This window comes from Bifidobacterium sp. M0404 (assembly GCF_016101415.1).
GTDB classification, from domain to species: domain Bacteria; phylum Actinomycetota; class Actinomycetes; order Actinomycetales; family Bifidobacteriaceae; genus Bombiscardovia; species Bombiscardovia polysaccharolytica.
The window spans coordinates 18314-34293 of record NZ_JACFQP010000001.1 but is presented as its reverse complement, the minus strand read 5'-3'; the positions used below and the strand labels follow the sequence as shown (position 1 = coordinate 34293).

The 15980-nt window shown below is 60.8% G+C and carries 13 protein-coding genes; 2 read left to right on the top strand and 11 right to left on the bottom strand.

Going from position 1 to position 15980, the window contains the following annotated elements; translation table 11 throughout:
• Positions 1–29 precede the first annotated feature (29 nt).
• Positions 30–656 carry an ECF transporter S component gene (locus H3T93_RS00165; protein WP_110425669.1) on the bottom strand — a complete coding sequence of 209 codons (627 nt, stop codon included), beginning with the start codon at positions 654–656 and terminating at the stop codon, positions 30–32.
• A 303-nt stretch (positions 657–959) separates the two neighbouring features.
• Here H3T93_RS00165 and ettA point away from each other — a divergent pair, with 303 nt between their 5' ends.
• Positions 960–2636 carry an energy-dependent translational throttle protein EttA gene (ettA, locus tag H3T93_RS00160; RefSeq protein WP_024626701.1) on the top strand — a complete coding sequence of 559 codons (1677 nt, stop codon included), beginning with the start codon at positions 960–962 and terminating at the stop codon, positions 2634–2636.
• Between the two features lie 41 nt (positions 2637–2677).
• The gene (locus tag H3T93_RS00155; protein WP_144177521.1) at positions 2678–3592 is read left to right on the top strand and encodes an acyl-CoA thioesterase; all 915 of its coding nucleotides are present in this window, start codon (positions 2678–2680) and stop codon (positions 3590–3592) included.
• Between the two features lie 105 nt (positions 3593–3697).
• Here the strand turns inward: H3T93_RS00155 and H3T93_RS00150 are convergent, their stop codons facing one another.
• From H3T93_RS00150 to H3T93_RS00105, 10 genes are all read right to left on the bottom strand, one after another.
• A complete protein-coding gene (locus tag H3T93_RS00150; protein WP_110425671.1) occupies positions 3698–4252 on the bottom strand; it encodes a DUF3180 domain-containing protein in 555 nt (184 codons plus the stop codon).
• A complete protein-coding gene (locus H3T93_RS00145) occupies positions 4249–5331 on the bottom strand; it encodes a dihydroneopterin aldolase (RefSeq protein ID WP_186363910.1) in 1083 nt (360 codons plus the stop codon). Before H3T93_RS00145 ends, H3T93_RS00150 begins: the two co-directional genes overlap by 4 nt.
• Positions 5332–5413: 82 nt before the next feature.
• Positions 5414–7528 (bottom strand): ATP-dependent zinc metalloprotease FtsH, encoded by a 2115-nt coding sequence (gene ftsH, locus H3T93_RS00140; protein WP_144177523.1) that lies wholly within the window; start codon positions 7526–7528, stop codon positions 5414–5416.
• Positions 7525–8127 carry a hypoxanthine phosphoribosyltransferase gene (gene hpt, locus H3T93_RS00135; protein ID WP_121913543.1) on the bottom strand — a complete coding sequence of 201 codons (603 nt, stop codon included), beginning with the start codon at positions 8125–8127 and terminating at the stop codon, positions 7525–7527. The genes ftsH and hpt overlap by 4 nt, the downstream gene beginning before the upstream one ends.
• Positions 8114–9223, bottom strand: a complete 1110-nt coding sequence (gene tilS / locus H3T93_RS00130) for a tRNA lysidine(34) synthetase TilS (protein WP_144177524.1) — start codon at positions 9221–9223, stop codon at positions 8114–8116. The genes hpt and tilS overlap by 14 nt, the downstream gene beginning before the upstream one ends.
• 19 nt (positions 9224–9242) lie before the next feature.
• Complete coding sequence (gene dacB / locus H3T93_RS00125) at positions 9243–10670, bottom strand: D-alanyl-D-alanine carboxypeptidase/D-alanyl-D-alanine endopeptidase (protein ID WP_186363911.1); 1428 nt, start codon at positions 10668–10670, stop codon at positions 9243–9245.
• A 115-nt stretch (positions 10671–10785) separates the two neighbouring features.
• Positions 10786–12417, bottom strand: coding sequence for a hypothetical protein (locus H3T93_RS00120; protein WP_144177527.1), 1632 nt, complete (start codon positions 12415–12417; stop codon positions 10786–10788).
• A complete protein-coding gene (locus tag H3T93_RS00115; RefSeq protein ID WP_144177528.1) occupies positions 12414–13259 on the bottom strand; it encodes an ABC transporter ATP-binding protein in 846 nt (281 codons plus the stop codon). The genes H3T93_RS00120 and H3T93_RS00115 overlap by 4 nt, the downstream gene beginning before the upstream one ends.
• Before the next feature lie 55 nt (positions 13260–13314).
• Complete coding sequence (locus H3T93_RS00110) at positions 13315–14541, bottom strand: glycosyltransferase family 2 protein (protein WP_110425676.1); 1227 nt, start codon at positions 14539–14541, stop codon at positions 13315–13317.
• Positions 14541–15980 (bottom strand): AI-2E family transporter, encoded by a 1440-nt coding sequence (locus H3T93_RS00105; protein ID WP_144177529.1) that lies wholly within the window; start codon positions 15978–15980, stop codon positions 14541–14543. Before H3T93_RS00105 ends, H3T93_RS00110 begins: the two co-directional genes overlap by 1 nt.

The window sequence follows — 15980 nt, the reverse complement described above, 5'->3', positions numbered from 1 at the left end:
TACAGTCGGTCTGACGAGGATACCGATATTCAGACCTGCCTGACATCCTGACCGGATGCCAGCCGATCCAGAGCACCGGTGCGGCCGATGGCCCGGAAGAGGAACCAGCTGACCAGTCCAGCCAGAACCACTCCGCTGATCAGTTCACAGATGGTGCCGATAATCCCCCTCGGGCTGAGGAGGGAGACCCCCTGATAGTAAAAGGCCAGGAGAAAAGCGTTGTACACCAAAGCTATCAGAATACCCCCCAAAACGGTCGTTCCCAGGGTCCACCGGCGGTAACGAAATATTCCGAAGGCCAGTTCCGCGCATAGGGCCTCGACAATGGCCTCCACCAAAATCATCGGCACGTTATAGGCATTGCCAGGCAGAATCTCGACCAGAACGCTGATGACGCCAACGTAGACGGCTGCGCCTGGCTTGCGCAATATCAACAGGGAAAGGGTGCAGGGAAAGTAGAAGACCCCATGCAAAAGCGCCGCCGCCCCAGGAAGCAGGGCCGTCATCAACGGGAATATCCACGAGGCGAGCAGACTGGCCAACCAGTAAATCAACCCTGACACCGCGCCCAGGCCTGCGCCGACCGCAATGTCGAGCGGCCTCCAGCGCAGCCGATGAGCTACGGAAATCTGACCCTGTTGCTGTTTCACCGTCATTGATGCTTCCTTACGACCGTCATGCAGTAGACGGCCCATTCCTCATGCGCACAGCGATAGGCCGGTACCTGCCAAGCCGGCAAGGGCCCGTCCGGCGCTCCTTGACCTGCGCATGCCGGGCGGGAACGTCGACTCAAGGCTACCCCGACCACGGCGGCAGAACCAGGGTCTGGTCATAGGTCTTGTTTATAGGCGGCCATCCATCTGCCTCACCTTGCTTATCAGCCCGGCGCATAAGTCAGAAGTTCCCACTACCATGAATGCAGTTTGCACTGTCTTTCTATGGTTCTGTGAGGTAGCTTCTTGGCCGAATTCATTTATCAGATGATCAAGGCGCGCAAGTCCTTCGGCGACCGCGTCATCCTGGACGATGTGACCCTGAGTTTCCTGCCCGGCGCCAAAATCGGCGTGGTGGGCCCCAACGGCATGGGCAAATCCACCCTGCTGCGGATCATGGCCGGCCTGGACACGGTCAGCAACGGGGAGGCACAGCTCACCCCCGGCTATACGGTAGGCATCCTCCAGCAGGAGCCACCGCTGGACGAAGACAAGACCGTGGGCGAGAACATTCGCATGGCCTTCGGCGACATCATGAGCAAGGTGGACCGCTTTAACCAGATCGGCGAACAGATGGCCGACCCCAATGCCGATTACGATGCTCTCATGACCGAGATGGGTCAGCTTCAGGAGCAGATTGATGCAGCCAACGGCTGGGACCTTGACTCCCAGCTGGACCAGGCCATGGATGCCCTGCAGTGCCCTGACCCGGACACTCCTGTCTCGGTCATCTCTGGAGGCGAGCGCCGCCGTGTAGCTCTATGCCGGCTTTTGCTTGAAGCCCCCGACCTGCTGCTGCTGGACGAGCCCACCAACCACTTGGACGCCGAGTCCATCCTCTGGCTGGAGCAGTACCTGCACACCTACAAGGGTGCCGTCCTGGCAGTGACCCACGACCGGTACTTCCTTGACAACGTGGCCGAGTGGATCTGCGAGGTGGACCGCGGCCACCTCTACCCCTACCAGGGCAACTACTCCACCTATCTGGAGACCAAGGCCAAGCGTCTGGAGGTCCAGGGGCAGAAGGATGCCAAACTGGCCAAGCGTCTTAACAACGAACTGGAATGGGTCCGGTCCTCCCCCAAGGCCCGGCAGGCCAAGAACAAGGCCCGCCTGGAGCGTTACGAGCAGATGGAGAACGAGGCGCGGAACAACAAGAAGCTGGACTTCTCCGAGATCCAGATTCCGCCGGGGCCCCGCCTGGGCTCCAAGGTGCTGGAGGCCGAGCACATCCATAAAGCCTTCGGTGACCGCGTCCTGATCGACGATCTGAGCTTCACCCTGCCTCGAAACGGCATCGTGGGCGTCATCGGCCCTAATGGTGTAGGCAAGTCCACACTCTTCAAGACCATCGTGGGCCTGGAACCACTGACATCGGGCACCCTGGAGGTCGGCGACACAGTCAAGATTTCCTACGTAGATCAGAACCGCGAGGGCATCGACCCCAACAAGAACCTCTGGGAGGTGGTCTCCGGAGGGCTGGACTTCATCGAGGTCGGCGGTGTCGAAGTGCCTACCCGCGCCTATGTGGCCTCCTTCGGCTTCAAAGGCTCGGATCAGCAGAAGCCTGCTGGCGTCCTGTCGGGCGGCGAGCGCAACAGACTGAACCTGGCACTCACCCTGAAGCAGGGCGGCAACCTGCTCCTCTTGGACGAGCCCACCAACGATCTGGACGTGGAGACCCTGGAAAGTCTGGAGAACGCCCTGCTGGCCTTCCCCGGCTGCGCTGTGGTCATCTCCCACGACCGCTGGTTCCTGGACCGAATCGCCACCCATATCCTGGCCTGGGAGGGCACGGACGAGAATCCGGCCTCCTGGTATTGGTTCGAAGGCAACTTCCAGGCCTACCAGGAAAACAAGGTCAAGCGTCTGGGCGAGGAGGCCTCCAGGCCCCACCGCATCCACCGCAAGCTGACCCGCTGAAAAGAGCAGATCACAAAGAGAGTAAGGGGCCGAGGAGAAGCATGAGCACCGAGGATGAGCCATTGGCTCGAGCCATCGCTGCGCTGAATCTGCAGCAACAGCAGCACACTGATGGCCGTTCCAGCTTTCGGGGCGAATCGCTGGACTTCCCCACAGGTCGCCTTTATGGGGGCCAGTTGCTGGGACAAGCCATCATGGCCGGCGGGCGGACCGTGCCCGAAGGACGACTGCCCCACTCGATGCACGCCTATTACTTGCGCACCGGACTGCTCAGTCAGGACGTTCAAGCGGAAGTCGAGACCATCCGCGACGGGCATTCCTTCTCCTCCAGACGAGTTGATCTGCACCAGGGGGAACGGACCATCCTCAACGCCCTGCTCTCCTATCAACAAGTCGGCCAGGAGGGTGTCCGCTATGACGACCCCATGCCCACGGGTCTGCCCGATCCGGAGGATTTGCCTGGCTCCCGGGAACTGATGGAGCCCTATGCCGACCAATCCCCTTTCGCTGACTACTACGCCCATCAGAGCCCCTTCGACATGCGTCATGTAGGCGGCACGGTCCTGCTGGAAGATGCGGATGATGCACAAAATGGTAATTCCAAGGATGACAGCAGGAGTCGCCAGGCCGTTTGGAGCCGCACCCAGGGAAGGGCCGACCTGGACCCGCTGATGCGCCGGGCCTTGCTGGCCATGGAATGCGATCAAATCATGATGGAACCCGCCCTGCGTCGTGCCGGACTAAGCATGACCACCCCGGGGATTTCCTTCGCCTCCATCGACCATGCCATGTGGTGGTACCAAGATCTGGACCCCTGTGACTGGCACTGTTTCATTCAGGAGTCCCCCGTAGCCGACCACGGCCGCAGCCTATGCCTAGCCAAAGTCTACAACCGTCGGGGCGATTTGGCAGCCTACATGGTTCAGGAAGCCATGATCAGGGTGCCTAAAGACTGACCTTCCACTAGGTCATCGAGTATTCTCACAGCAAAGGATCAACAGCCTGGTCGGCAGCAAGCCGACCAGCTTCAGGAATGTCCTCAGCACCGCCTTGGACGCTGTTCAGCGGTGTCTTTTGCCTGAATCAGTTTTTATCTCCGCCCTATCAGCGGTATCGGCCGCATCGGGCATGGGTCTTCGTGAGGACTTGCGCCGATCAGGGTTCTCGGGCCCGTCGTCCGGAGGCAGTTGGCACAGCCACTCCCCCACAGCTCCGGCCACCACATCGATCAGACAGACAAGGGAGGCCACCAGACACTCCTGCATGACCCGTGTGTAATAGGGCGCGCCTGCATGCCCCATGCTGATCAGTGCCTGACTGCCATACCAGCCCAACAGGGCAGCACAGGCAACGCCCAAGGCCTTGCTCATGATCAGCACGTTGACCGCGAAGCGCAAATCCATCTCCTTGCGGTCTCCCTTGGCATAGCGATGCACCTGGAAGGCCATGATCAGGATGGCCACCCCCAGCAGGAAGAGCAGCACGCTGACCAGCCAAGGAACCCCCATGAGATCCGTCCTGGTGGACATACCGAGTTCTGATATACCGGCACCTCCCATCAAACCCAGGATCAGGGCGACCAGGTAGTGCACGAGCGGGGTGCGGCGGGCCCTCATGACAACCCGTCCAGAATCCAGTCCTCCGAGACCAGGCTGATGCGATCACGGTCAGGAGCACGGTTGGACAGGCTTGCCAGACAGGATCCGCCAGCCCCAGGCAGGCAGTGTTCAGGCTCCAAATAAGCCCAGGGAATCAAAATGCGCGATGGCGCATCAGCAGCCAGCAGAGGCGGATGGTTTTGCGAAGACAGAACCGAACCGTCCAAGGTCTCCACTTCCACTACATCGGCATCCAGTCCACCCATCTGTCTGATAGGAGCGGCCACCATGTCCAAGGCCGACCGCAACTCCTCCAGACTTAGCGGCGTCTGCAGGATAACCACGGCCGATAGGCGCTGATCCCCCTGATCGTCCCGGTAGGCATATAGGGGCGAGATGCCAACCAGCTGACTGCCAGGGATCCCGTCCAGGGCTGCAAGAGCACGGAGCATGGTCAGCCGGTCGGTGCCCGATGCCCCTTCCAGCGCAATCACATCACGCATCAGGAGGCCTTGCGGTTGAGCGCCTTCAACAGTCGACTGACTGGACACCTCGTTATCATTCTCCAGATCTGAGGACAGGTCGTTCTGTGTAGAAGAGGTCACAGGATGACGCAATCGCGCCTGCGCCGCATGAACGGAATCGGCCTGACCAGACAACAGGAGCGAGGGATGCCCTAGAGCAGCATTCCCGGCGCCGTTGACTCGTCCAGACTCCAAGCTGCCAGGGTTGCCCTCCACCTGGTCGTCGGCGGCTCGCTCCAAGGTGATGCCCACCTGAAAATCGACCCCTGTTCCCTGGTCAGCGCCCAGACGGGTGACTGTGACGCGGGTGCGACGGATCTGGTGGGAGAGCAGGATGGAATCTGCAACCTTGGCGGTCAGAGATTCCAGAATCTCGTTGGCCGGCTCATTTTGGATCAAGTTGACAATTCGACGGACAATCTGCACATAGTCCACGGTCTGAGTGCCGTCGTTGAGCCTGCCTGCCTCACTCAAATCCAGGTAGAGGACGGCATCGACCTGATAGCTGAACCCAGGCTTCTGCTGGTCATGCAGGGGTGCGACCTTGATGGAGCTCAGACGAATGGAATCCATGATGTACGCTCCTCCCTTGCCTTGGAACATTCACTGCCACACGGCCCGGGACCATATGCAAGGCACCGAGCCGATCCAGGATTCAGTGCTGGTCCTCTGTGGACGGCCCGTTTACGCTGCGCCTGAGTGCCTCGGGAATCTCCACGGGGGGCTGCTCGGAGTCCGGCCGATCTGGTGCAGACAGCCAGAGCTGACGCTCCGGAGCCTTGCGCAAGCCAGTGAAGACCGCAGCCAGCTCGTCCTTGTTCAGGGTCTCTTTGACCAGGAGCTGCCGAACCAGTTCATCCAGCACGTCACGGTTCTCGGTGATGATACGCCAGGCCTCTTGGTGGGCCGTCTCGATGAGATTGTGGACTTCCTCATCGATGGCCTCGGCTGTCTTCTCCGAATAGTTGTGGGGCTTCAAGGCATCGAGCCCGGCATCCTGGTCGTTCTCGTCAGCCCACTTGATGGCGCCAAGCTTTGACGAGAACCCATATTGCAGGACCATCTGCCGGGCGATGCTGGTGGCCTTCTCGATGTCGTTGGAAGCGCCGGTGGTTGGGTCATGGAAGACCACTTCTTCTGCCACTCGGCCGCCCATAGCGTAGGCCATCTGGTCCAGCAGCTCGTTGCGGGACTGTGAATAGCGATCTGTGGTAGGCATGACCGCGGTGTAGCCCAGGGCGCGTCCACGCGGCAGAATGGTCACCTTGGTGACAGGGTCGGTATGGTGCAGAGCAGCAGCCACCATGGCATGACCGCCCTCGTGATAGGCGGTGTTGCGCATCTCGGCCAGAGCCATGCCCTTGGTCCGCCGCCGAGGTCCGCTGAGCACACGGTCGATGGCTTCGTCGATGGCCCGATTGTCGATCAGCTGGGCATCGGAACGCGCAGTCAGCAGGGCAGCCTCATTGAGCACGTTGGCCAGGTCGGCGCCGGTAAAGCCGGGCGTACGCACAGCCACAGTGTGCAGGTCCACATCCGGCACAAAGGGCTTGCCCTTGGCGTGGACCTTGAGGATGGCCTCACGGCCCTCCAGGTCTGGGGCCTCCACGGCCACCTGACGGTCGAACCGGCCGGGCCGGAGCAGGGCCGGATCCAGAATGTCGGGGCGGTTGGTGGCTGCAATGATGATCAGGTTGGTGTCGTTGTCAAAGCCGTCCATCTCGACCAGCAGCTGATTCAAGGTCTGTTCGCGCTCGTCGTGGCCGCCGCTCATGCCGGAGCCGCGCTTGCCGCCCACGGCATCGATCTCGTCGATGAAGATTATGGCCGGTGCATTCTTCTTGGCCTCGTCGAACAGGTCACGCACTCGGGAGGCGCCCAGACCGACGAACATCTCGACAAAGTCGGAGCCTGCCATGGAGTAGAAGGGCACGCTGGCCTCGCCGGCGATGGCCCTGGCCAGCAGGGTCTTGCCGGTTCCAGGAGGACCATAGAGCAGGACGCCACGGGGTATGCGGGCGCCCAGAGCCTTGTACTTGGAGGGATCCTTGAGGAACTCCTTGATCTCCTCCACCTCCTGGACAGCGGCTTCCTCGCCGGCCACATCCGAGAACTTGGTCTTGGGGGTCTGCCCGTCGTTGAGCCGGGCGGAGTTCTTCTTGCCGCCCATGCCGAACATGCCGCCGCCGGCCGCCGAAGACATGCGCGAGAGCAGGAACCAGAAGACTCCCAGAATGATCAGCATGGGCAGGATGGACGAGATCAGGTAGCTCATCATGCTGGTCTGCGGCACCACCGAGTTGTACCCCTCGGAGGGCTTGGCCTTCTCTACGGCCTTGACGACCTGCTCCCCCTGGGCCTCCACGTAGTAGAACTGCACGTCCTTGCCGAAGTTCTTGGAGGTGCGGTTGCCGCGGAAGCCAGGTACATCCTTGACGAAGTCGCTATTGAGCTTGAGCTCGACCACCTGCATCTTCTCGGTGATCTCGGCTTTCTTGACCATACTGCTGCGGTCGTTCAGCAACTCCAGGCCATCCTGGGTGTCGATGGTCTGGGCGCCGTTCTGGCTGCTGAAGAAGCCGAAGATGGCCAGGATGATGACCACAGCCAGAATCCCCCAGAGCCAAGGGGAACGCCAGAAGGAGTGGTTGCCCCCGTTGGGACCAGAACCGTTGTTGCCTAGGTTGAAGTTGAAGGGGTTGTTCCCCTTGTCACCGTTGTCCCTGCCTCCGTTGGGCGGACCCTGCTGCGGTCCCTGCGAGTAGCTCATGACTGCTCCCCCTGATCCTGATGATCCTGTTCCTGGGTCGGGTCCATGTATTCCTCGGACCTGAGTACGGCTATCGAGTCAAGATTACGGTACTGCTCGTCGTAATCCAGCCCAAAGCCCACAACGAATTCGTCGGGTATGGCGAACCCCGGATACTTGACATCCACCTCGACCTCGTGTCGCGAGGTCTTGTCCAGCAGAGTGAAGATCTCCACCGATGCAGCTCCCCGCTCCTTGAGATGCTCAACCAACCAATGCAAGGTGTAGCCGGAATCGATAATATCCTCAACGATCAGAATATGCCGTCCGCGCACATCGCAGTCCAAATCCATCCTGATGTCCAGGTCCCCCTTGGAAACGCTGGTCTTGCCGGCCGGATAGCTGGAGATGCTCATGAACTCGATCTGAACCGGTATGGTGACGGCCTGTGAGAGGGCGGCGAGCGTGTTGAAAGCCCCTTTGAGCACGGCCAGCATGATTGGGTTTTTGCCCTGGTAATCCCGGCTGATCTGCTCAGCCGTCCGATTGATCAGATCCTCTATGCGTTCTTTGGACACCAGTTCATGGTCGATATGGGATTGAATATCAGCGATGCGCATGGTCCCCATCATTGCATATGAGAATGACTTGACCCTTACGGATTGCTGTATGGGAGCTGGGAAAGCGGGGGCCATGCTGGCCGTGCCAACGGCAGACCAAATCATCCAGGGCCCGGACCTGCACGGCCGTGAACCTTATGTCCAGCTCGGTCAGCACCTGAGCCAGCAGGCGGGTACGCAGAGCCGGATGACAGTCGGCCAATCCGCGGGCATCCAAGCAGGCCAGAACCCCTTCGGCCTTTTGGTCCGGGTCAGGGCTCGCAACCAGCCGCTGGCAGAGTCCATTCACCTGGGAATCCAGGTAATCCTGATCGAGACGTGCCATATCCGCACCCAGAGCCAGGCGACGGACCATGTCCCGGCCAGCGAACCGGTTCAAGGCAGGCAGCAGGTCATGACGGATCCGCGAGCGCAACGGCAGCGTCTCGGGAAGCGTACAATCGGCTGGCTGATCGTCACCGTTGGTGGGGTCGTCCCACCAGTCGATCCCCTGTTGGCGGCAAATGGCCGTGGTATCTTTCCGGTCCAGGTCCAGGAACGGACGCAGGTAACACATTCCTCCGCGCTCTATACGCCGAGCCATTCCGGTGATGGCCTCCAGCCCCTGGGAGCGAATCAGGCCAATCAGCACTGTCTCAGCCTGATCATCACGGGTGTGCGCCAGGAGGACAGCCTTGGCGCCCAACTCAAGGGCCTGCCCGGAGAGGGCCTGGTAACGGGCTGCACGGGCATCGGCCTCAGGACCAGCCGAAGTGACAGGCACATCCACTCTAGTGACGCGGACCGGATCCAATCCCAACTCCCGGCAGGTTCCAGCCGCGCACTCGGCAACCCGATCCGAATCAGGAACCAGACCGTGATCAATCAGCAAAGCCCCGCACCGCAGACCGGTCATATCGGCCACCAAATGGGCCACGCAGGCCAGGGCCAGGGAATCCCGGCCTCCAGAACAGGCCACCAGGACCAGTGGAGCATCCGAATCGGGCCGGTGCACCCCGTGATGGGTGAACCGCCGATCCTGCAGGCCCAGGCCCTCCCGGTCCAGGGTCGAACGCAGGAGCCCCACCGCCTTTTTCATCTCCGCTGAATAGACCATGGTCCAGGCGTCCTCCCGTTCAGAGCCGATCCAGGGATCCGACCAAGGTGTCCACAGCCTGCTGGGCAGCAGCCACATCCTCGGGATCGTTGACGACTACAGCAAAGACCAGAACACCGCCTGAGCGTCGAATCACATTGCCTGCCAGTGAAGTCACTTGATCCAAGGTGCCGGTCTTGACCCGGATCAGCCCGTCGGCCTGATTGTCGATTTCGCGTCTGGCTGCCGTGCCGGTCAGCCCCACCACCGACAGACCCTTGACCAGGGGGGTCAGCCCCTTCTCGGACAGGGCCAGTTGCTGAACGTCCACCAAGGTTCCCACTTTTAGGCTCGAGCCAGGGGTCAGCCCCGAACAGTCGGCCATGTTGAGGCCCGCAGTGTCCACACCAAGCTTGTTCAGCGTGCTGGTCACGGCTTTCACAGCCCCGGCTGGGCTGTTGGGCATGTCCAGGGCCAAGGCGGTCAGGCGGCCGAAAAGCTCAGCCAGGCTGTTGTCGGAATTGCGTAGCATCAGCGACATGATCTCGCTGAGCCGTGCCGAGCTGATACGGGCCAGAACCTTGCCCTGGGCATGGTCGATCCTGTTTGGCTCCTGCGCATTGTCCACCTGAATCCCGGACTCCATCAGGCGACTGGCAAAGACCGCCGCAGCAGCCCCTGCCGGATTTTGAACCCTGGGCAGGTAGACACCGCCTGCATCTGGATAGGCAACAGGCTCGGTCTGTCCCTGCCTGGCCTCATCCACGGCCATAGCGACAGGCTCCTGGAAGTAGATTCCATCAGCATTGTTTTCTTCGATTCCCTTCGGCGCCCGATCGTCGCCGAAAAGCGTGTCCTGGTAAGCCAAGGTCACTCGGCCGATCCCCTGCTTGTGCAGGGCCTGCGCCGTCTTCACGGCCAGAGTCCCCAGTCCTGCCCGGCCGTTGACGTGCAGGGGATCGTCCTTGCCGGCGCCTAGCAGCATATCGCCGTGACCGCGTAGGGTCAGCGTCGCCTGCGAGGAGGAAGAGGAATTCAGAACCGCCTCAGTGTCCAGCTGGGAGGACATATCCAGAACGGAAGCGGCTGCGGCTGCGGTCAAGGTCTTCATGGTGGAGGCCGGCTGGCGTGCCTGGTCGGCGTTCTTCTGAGCAAGCACCCGTCCGTCAGCCTGTCGCACGACCAGCGAGTATGCATTGCCTATGCCCGGTGTGTCAGCGAAAGCGTTGACCAGCTGCTGGACCTGACCGGCATCCACCGCGGACCCGGGCTTGTTGGCGGTGAAGGTCGGCGGTTCGCCCATCATGACAGCAGGGGGGACCGAAGAATGACTGGTCTTGGACAAAGTCAGCGGCCCGGGCACCAGGTCAGCCAGATCCATGCAAGCATAGCCGACGACCAGTATGACAGCCACAAGCATGGCCAAGGCCACCCGCCAGCGTCGCTTGATCTGACGACGGCGTGTCATGCGCTGCTGATGTCTGTCACCCAATTGCTCTCTCCCGGACTTGCATTCGCCAACCAAATTCGGCTCGGTTCGGTCGGCATCATCCAACTAGCCTAGTACTGGTCCTGTCGCTGTCTCAGGACTGCAGAGAAGCATAGCGATCCAGAGTCAGCAGAATGGCTGACTGACGACGATCGAAGATCCGAGACCCTAAAGCGACACCTGCGGCAAGCACAACCAGGCCGTTCGCCAGTGCGACCGGCACAGGCAGCCAGAGCGGAAGAACCCCGCCCGTGGTCATGGCCAGCAATGTCACCAAGAATGTGGGCAGCATGATCACCAGGCTAGCCAGCAACTGCAGTATTGGCAGGAAGCCTTGGGCAACAGCACGTCCCTGCGGTGAGGTGAAGGGCTGGTCCATAGAAGGTACCGGATAGATCAGCAAGGCCGAGAAAATCTGGGCAACTCCCAGCCCAGACAGGAGCAATCCTACGGTCACAGCTAGCATATCCAAGGAGATGATCAGATCTCGCCCGCCCTTCATTGCCCCGGACAGTGCCAAGGTCACCAACCCAAGCAGGAGTATGCAGGGCAGAGCCACACTCAGATGGCTTCGGACACGGGACTGCCGGTCCTCACGACCCTTCACTCCCGACGCTATCTCCATACGCAGGGCGAGCCCATCGTAGGCCAAGGCGTTGCCCTCGGGAATCTCCAGCATCAGGGCACCCAAGATCGGTCCCAGCCATAGCAACATGGGCATCTGGCGGAAGATCACCGCGTATAGAATCACCACGACAAGCAGAAGCGGGTAGCTGGCAAGCTTGCGGGGATCCTGACGAAGATAAATCAGCAATCGCGCGGCCATGGCATCCACAGTGTCCCGGGACCGGCCCAGCATCCCCAGCCCCTTGGGTGCACCCGACCGTTCAGCCCTCGCCCCGGCGTACAAACGGTCATGACGCAGACACAGCATGCCGATCATGAAACAGAGAGCCAGGGTGACCAGCTCCATACACAGCCGTCCGAGCAGAGCCCACCATGATCCCGAAAGGAAATCCTCCGGCAGGCGGACAGCGGCACCCAGTGGCGTCCAGGCCAGTATGTCGGCCGCGGACTTAAGGGAGTCAGTGTCGACTGCCATGCCATCCATGATCCCGCTGTCCAGCAGAGAGGGCAGCAGACACAAAAGCATGATCACCACGGTGACCAGCAGATAGAGCCCGGATCGGGAGCGCTGAGAAACCATCAAGGTACCGACCAGGTCCAAAACAGCCCGGGATAGGGCCAGCATCACCATGACAGCCAGGAGGGCGGCGACCAAAGCCACGATCGCGGCTCCGACACCCATGCGGGCATAGACGGCAGTCAGGGCCAGGAAGCAGACGAGGCCAGTCAATCCCGTAGGCCCAGTCAGCCCGGCCAGGTAGAGCCCCACTTGCAGCTGGCTGTCAGGAATCCCGTAAAGGACGAATCGCGAGGGGCCCAGGATCGACCCCTGGCCCAGGAAGGCCAGTTGAATCAGGACCACTCCCAGAGTCAACCCGACCAGGAACAGGACCAATAAGGTTCCCATACGCTGCCGGTTGCCCGAACCGGCACTGGGCAGCCAGCCTCCCAGTGTCAGTGAAGCCTGCCATGAAGCCAGGCAGATGCCTATGACCATGAGCAGACTGATGATGGCTCCGACCATCTGCCAGGAGGAATGCTTGATCGTGCTCCAGGTAATGGACCAACGCATGGCGATGATGGTGGATGCCGTGCTCATTCCGCCTCCCGGTCTTCCTCGGATCCGGAGCCGTTCAGCCAAGCGATTCGCTTAGCCTGGTGACGGCCGCCGACTAGCTCCAGGAAGCGATCCTCCAGATCCTCGCCTGCAGCGACCTGGGCCACCGTGCCATCAGCCCGAACCAGACCATGGTCGATGATGGCCACATGGGTGCACATCCGCTCCACCAGAGCCATGACGTGCGAGGAAATGACCACTGTTCCCCCGGTATCGACATACTCGGCCAGGATGTCCTTGAGATTGGCGCTTGAGACTGGGTCAACCGATTCGAACGGCTCATCCAGCACCAGGAGTCTAGGAGAATGAATCATGGCTGTGGCCAGGCAGATCTTCTTGGCCATGCCCGATGAATAATCACAGACCCGCTTGCCGCCGGCATCAGTCAGATCGAAGGCCTCCAGCAGGTCCCTGGCCCGGCCCAGCGCCTCACTACGCGGCATCCGTCTAAGCATGCCCGAATAGACCAGCAATTGCAGACCTGTCAGCCTGTCGAAGATCTGATCACCCTGGGGCATGACGCCGATGATCCGCTTGGCCGTATCCACGTCCGACCATACGTCCCTGCCCAGAATCATGACATTGCCGGAGTCCGGCACCAGAAGTCCGGTCATCATATTCAGCGTGGTGGTCTTCCCTGCACCATTGGGGCCGACTATCCCATAGAAGGACCCCTTGGGAATGTCCAGAGAGAGGGCGTTGACAGCAGGCCGACCCTGGTAGCACTTGACCAGGGCGCGAATAGAAACCGCTGCCTGCGGATCCGGCGGAGGGACCACTGCCGTCTGGGCGGTCATGCTGGTTGCTTGCACTTCATCGGACATGGCCTTAAGTCTACTAACAAGTCACTACCTCGCTGCCGATTGAGGGCAACAGACCTCAATGCCCTGAGTGCTCGATGGGTTTCCATCCCGGATTGGCGAAAATGGCCTGGAAGGAGATTGGCACGTAGCTGAGCATGAAGATGGGGAAACTCAGGCAGTAGGCGAAAAGCTCCTTGTTGGATGCGCCGATCTTGTCGCGCTCGGCCAGCACGGTAAGGGCAGCCAGGCCCATCATGGCCAGGAGGCCCAGAATCCCGGCTGCAATGCCATCCACCAGGGTGGTCATCTGGCTGGCCCAAGTCACGAAACCCAGAGCCGGGAAGAGCAGACCGAAGAAGCAGCGGACCAGCCCCAAAACTGTCAAGGGGCAGATCAGGATGGTCAGGTCAACGGCCGAGAAATCACGTTCGCGGAAGGCCCGGGAAATCAGAGCAGGCCCGTAGTAGCGGAAGACCTGAAGGAAGCCCTTGCTCCAGCGCAGCCGTTGCCGCCAGCTCTGCTTGAAGGTGACCGGCTGCTCGTCATAGAGGATGGCGGTGCCGCAATAGCCGATGCGCTCGCCGTGCAGAACCGAGTCCATGGTGAACTCCAGGTCCTCGGTCAGCAGGTGGAACTTCCAGCCGTTGTTGCGCTCCATAACCTCTCTGGAGAACATGAACCCGGTGCCGCCCACGTGGCAGCTGGAGCCGATGACCATCCTTGAGGTGTTGAGGAACCGGGATTCACGGATGAACCATAGGGCCGAACCCGAGGAAACCCAGTTATCCGCAAAGTTGACCGAGTTCCGGTAGCTAGTCAGTATGCGGAAGCCGGATTGGAAAGCCTTGTTCATTTCCTCGATGTAGTGGCGGTCCAGAATGTTGTCCGCATCAAAGACGAAGTAGGCATCATAGTAGGAGTCAAGACCCCGATCGAGTATCTGCTCCAGCAGAAAGGTCAGAGCGTAGCCCTTGCCCACCCGGTCCGGGTCCTGCCGCTCGACCACATGGCAGCCGAGGGATCTGGCCAGTCCGGCGGTGTTGTCGGTGCAGTTGTCGGCCACCAGCCATATGTCGACCATGGAGATTGGGTAGGTCTGCTCCTTGATGGAGTTGATCAGATGACCGACGACATGCTCCTCGTTGCGAGCGGAAATAAGGACGGCGAACCGCTTGTCAAAAGGAGCATCGGGAAAGACCACCGGCTTGGAGACAAAGGAGATGACGATGCAGATGGCCTGGTAGACGATGCCCACCCCGCCCAGCAGCATCATCAGTACGTCCAATACCTTGAGCAGGGCCATCAGCGCCACTCCTTGCGGGGGTTGTCCTCCCCCTCGGAGGCCTCGTCCCCGGTCTCGGTGCCCTTAAGCGGCCTGTGCTTTACCGGGGCCGAGGCGGACTTGGGTATAGGCACCGTAGCCGACTCATCCAGATCTTTGGCCGTCGGCGAGGATGTCGGATAAAGCTGGCTGGCAATGGTCATGACAGGGTCGTCCACTCGAACCCTGGCGCTGGTCCCCTTGGCGGACCGGCTGCTCACGTGGCTGGCCACCGGCTGGACCACGTGCTCGTTGAATGCTTCGACACCTTCGACCACCTTGGACTTGCCGACCGGCTTGGGATCCTGCATAAGCGGAGAATCAATCAGCTCGTAATGCTTGACCGAAGCCGAGAAGATGGCCTGGAAGCTGGCCGCCAGAGGCAGGGCCAGGAAGGCGCCCAGGGCACCGAAGACCGCGCCCAGTGCCAGTACGGACAGGAAGGCGATGGCAGGGTTGAGGTCCATGGTCCGCTGGGAGATCTTGGGGGCCAGAATCATGTTTTCGATCTGCTGGTAGATGATGATGTAAACCAGCACAATCACAGCCACCAGTAGTCCACGGCTCCCCCAGGCCACCACTATGGGGACGGCCCCGCCTATGTAGGTGCCGATGGTAGGCACGAACTGGGATACCAGCCCGCAGAAGAGGGCCAGCGGCAACCAGTAGGGCACTTTGAGAATGACCAGGAAGACCGACATGCAGGCTGCGGAGATGAGCGCCAGAATGGTCCTGCTGAACAGGAAGCTGGAGATCTGGTCCTGGGCGATGGTCCAGACGAAGAGGAAACGACGCTGGCTCCTGGGTGCCAGCCACTGACAGAGGCTGCGGCGCAGCTTGGGGCCTGCTGCGGAGATGTAGTAGATGACCAGCAGGACGGTCATGATATTGATGAAGGACCCTGCCAGCCCCACGGTGGTGGTCAAAGCCTGCCCCGCGAAGTCCGTCACCCAGGATGTCTGGATATTCTTGACGATCTCCCCGCCCAAATCCTGCATGGCCGGCAGGTGCCAAGGGGTGCGGCTGGCGATGAATTCCGCCACCTGCTCATAGAGGGCCGGCAGCCCGTTGGCCATGCCGATGACCTGCTGGACCAGCAGATTGCCGAACATACCCAAGAGGACGATCACAATAATAATCAGACCTATCAGGGTGACCGCCGAGGCCGCTCCTCGCCGCCAGCCATGCTTGACCAGCCTGAGCACCAGGGGCTCCATGGCCAGGGAGACGAAGATGGCGATCACCACGTCCAAGACCAGGAATTCGATCTTCCACCAGGAGGAGTAGGCGAACCAGGCCAGGAAGACGGCTATGACCACGTAGAGTAGGGCGCGGCCGAACCATTCCGGAGGTCGGCGTGGATCCCCCTTGGGCGGGAAGACCGTCGCGAAATCGAAGCGCTGCTTTTGCTCGTTGGCCAT